Here is a 3,038-nt window from a genome sequence, read left to right as displayed (position 1 = left end):
CAGGTGAGGCGGGCGGCTTGGACGGCTTCGGCGGTCACCTCGGTGAGGCGGTCGGTGGGGAGGGCGCCGAGTTCGTCGCGGGCGAACCAGCGGGCCTCACAGGTGGAGCCGCCGACGTCGCCGACAGTGGGTGGGGCGGGCTGGTCGACCACGACCCGGTAGAAGGCGCGTACGCCGTGCCAGTCGATCGGGTACCCCTCCGGGCCGAGCGACGCCGCGTCCCGGTGGCTGGCCACGCCGAGCAACTCGACGAGACGTCCGGTCTGGCCGGTCTCCTCCACCAGCTCCCGGATCAGTGCCGCGCCCGGCTGCTCGCCGTAGTCGGTGCCGCCACCGGGCAGGTGCCAGCAGCCCGCGCCCGGGTAGCCGTCGGAGACCCGGGTCAGCAGCACCCGCCCGTCCGGGTCAGTCACCACGGCGTACGCGGCGAAGCGCTGCGCCCGGTGCAGCCCGTCAGGATTGGGCACCGCATAGAAGGAGGGAAACTCGGGTGGCTCGTCGGGCACGATGTCCGCCGAGGCGGCGGGCAGCCCGAGAGCACGTGCGGTGAACGAGCGCAGCGGCAACTGCCGCGCCTCGTCCAGGGTGAACCAGCGGGCCAGGTCGGTCGGCCGGTCGACCCGGTCGGTAAGCGAACCACCCCGCACCGAGACCCGGTAGAGCAGGCGGTCGGTGTGGATGGTGATGCCCCGCTCGGGCAGGGCCCGCATGTCGGCCAGCACGTCGTGCAGGCCGGCCACGGCCACCGACAGACCGGTCTCGGTGGCGGTCTCTCGGACAACTGTGTGTTGTGGATCCTCGCCGTGGTCAACCGCCCCGCCGGGCAGGGACCACGTACCGGGTGTGCCGGAGCGCTCCGACGCGCGGACCAGCAACACTCGGTCTACCGAATCAGTACAGACTGCGTATGCCGCGATCCTGCGCAGCGGCTCCAGCATGGTGGTCACGGGGCCAAATTCTCCTCGTGACGGGTTACCGACGCGGAAAAGAGTCGGATTCCTGACTGATCACTCCCCCCTGAGGAGCAGTTCAGGGTATGGATCCGGGCGGTCACCGAGGTCGATGCCGGCCGGAGCGCGGACCGTGGAGGCATGACTTCCACCGCACAGGCCCCGTACAAGCAACTACGCCGCCCGACCACCGATCGGATGGTGGCCGGTGTGGCCAGCGGGCTCGGCCGCTACTTCAGCGTCGACCCCACACTGGTCCGCGTCCTCTTCGCCGTCGCCACGCTGCTGACCGGCGGGATCGCCGCGCTCGCGTACCCGATCATGTGGTTCCTGATGCCCGAGGAGCCGTCCGGCGCGCCCGCCTGGCCGCACCCGTCGGGCCACGCGCCGTACGCCCCACCGGCCGGCCCTCCGCCGCAGCCGGCCCCGCAGACCGCGCCGCAGCCGGCCCCCCAGACCATGCCTCAGCCGCCGGTCGACCCGGCCGGCTGAGGCGTCACTCCCACTCGATGGTGCCCGGCGGCTTGCTCGTCACGTCCAGGACCACCCGGTTCACCTCGGCGACCTCGTTGGTGATCCGGGTGGAGATCCGGGCGATCACGTCGTAGGGCAGCCGGGACCAGTCGGCGGTCATCGCGTCTTCGCTGGAGACCGGGCGCAGCACCACGGGATGCCCGTAGCTGCGCCCGTCGCCCTGCACGCCGACGCTGCGTACGTCGGCGAGCAGCACCACCGGGAACTGCCAGACGTCGCGGTCCAGCCCGGCGGCGGTCAACTCCTGGCGGGCGATGAAGTCGGCCCGGCGCAGCACGTCGAGACGCTCCCGGTCAACCGCGCCGATGATCCGGATGGCCAGGCCGGGTCCGGGGAACGGGTGCCGCCAGACCATCGCCTCGGGCAGGCCGAGTTGCAGGCCGAGCGTACGGACCTCGTCCTTGAACAGCGTGCGCAGCGGCTCGACCAGGGCGAACTTCAGATCCTCGGGCAGCCCGCCGACGTTGTGGTGACTCTTGATGTTGGCGGTGCCGGTGCCGCCGCCGGACTCGACCACGTCCGGATAGAGGGTGCCCTGGACCAGGAACTCGACGTCGCCGTGCGCAGCGATCTCCCGGGCGGCGGCCTCGAAGACCCGGATGAACTCCCGACCGATGATCTTGCGCTTCTGCTCCGGGTCGGTCACCCCGGCCAGCGCGCCGAGGAACCGGTCGGCGGCGTCGACCACCTTCAGCTTGATGCCGGTGGCGGCGACGTAGTCCTTCTCCACCTGCTCGGCCTCACCGGCGCGCAGCAGGCCGTGGTCGACGAAGACGCAGGTCAACTGGTCGCCGACGGCCTTGTGCACGAGCGCGGCGGCGACCGCGGAGTCCACCCCACCGCTCAGGCCACAGATGACCTCCTTGTCGCCGACCTGCGCCCGGATCCGGGCCACCTGCTCGTCGATGATGTTCTCGGGCGTCCAGGTCGGCTCGATTCCGGCGATCTCGTACAGGAAGCGGGTGAGCATCTCCTGCCCGTACGCGGTGTGCCCCACCTCGGGGTGGAACTGCACACCGGCCCGCCGACCGGCCAGGTCCTCGAAGGCGGCGACCGGCGCACCCGCCGACTCGGCGGTCACCGTGAAGCCCTCCGGCGCCTCCGTCACGCAGTCGCCGTGACTCATCCAGACCGGCAGGTCGGCCGGCAGGTCCCGGAGCAGCACACCCGGTTCGAGCAGGCGGGGCCGCAGTGGGGTGCCGCCGTACTCGCGGTTGCCGGTGTGCGCCACCGTGCCGCCCAGCGACCGGGCCATCGCCTGGAAGCCGTAGCAGATGCCGAAGACCGGCACGCCGGTCCGGAACAACCCGTCGTCGACCTGCGGCGCACCCGGCTCGTAGACGCTCGACGGTCCGCCGGAGAGGATGATCGCGGCCGGCTCCTTGGCCAGCATCTCGGCCACGGGCATGGTGTGCGGGACGATCTCGGAGTACACCTTCGCCTCGCGTACCCGGCGGGCGATCAGCTGGGCGTACTGGGCACCGAAGTCGACCACGAGGACAGGGCGCGGCAGGCTCATGTGCAGAAAGCCTACCCACCGTCACCCCCCACCCC

The 3,038-nt window shown here is 71.6% G+C and carries 3 protein-coding genes; 1 reads left to right on the top strand and 2 read right to left on the bottom strand.

The genetic code is table 11. From position 1 onward, the window contains the following. A partial coding sequence (locus C1I93_RS29940) for an NUDIX hydrolase (protein ID WP_111246595.1) occupies positions 1-947 on the bottom strand: 947 nt, incomplete at its 3' end. Between the two features lie 144 nt (positions 948-1,091). On the opposite strand from C1I93_RS29940, the gene C1I93_RS29935 reads away from it, so the two are divergent. After that, entirely contained in the window at positions 1,092-1,442 is a 351-nt protein-coding gene (locus C1I93_RS29935; RefSeq protein ID WP_111246594.1) for a PspC domain-containing protein, read from the top strand. Between the two features lie 4 nt (positions 1,443-1,446). On the opposite strand, the gene guaA is transcribed toward C1I93_RS29935, so the two are convergent. Beyond that, complete coding sequence (gene guaA / locus C1I93_RS29930; protein WP_111246593.1) at positions 1,447-3,003, bottom strand: glutamine-hydrolyzing GMP synthase; 1,557 nt, start codon at positions 3,001-3,003, stop codon at positions 1,447-1,449. Positions 3,004-3,038: the final 35 nt, after the last annotated feature.

It is taken from the genome of Micromonospora endophytica (genome assembly GCF_003236305.1).
Classification (GTDB): Bacteria; Actinomycetota; Actinomycetes; order Mycobacteriales; family Micromonosporaceae; genus Micromonospora; species Micromonospora endophytica.
This window is presented reverse-complemented; position numbering and strand designations above follow the sequence as displayed.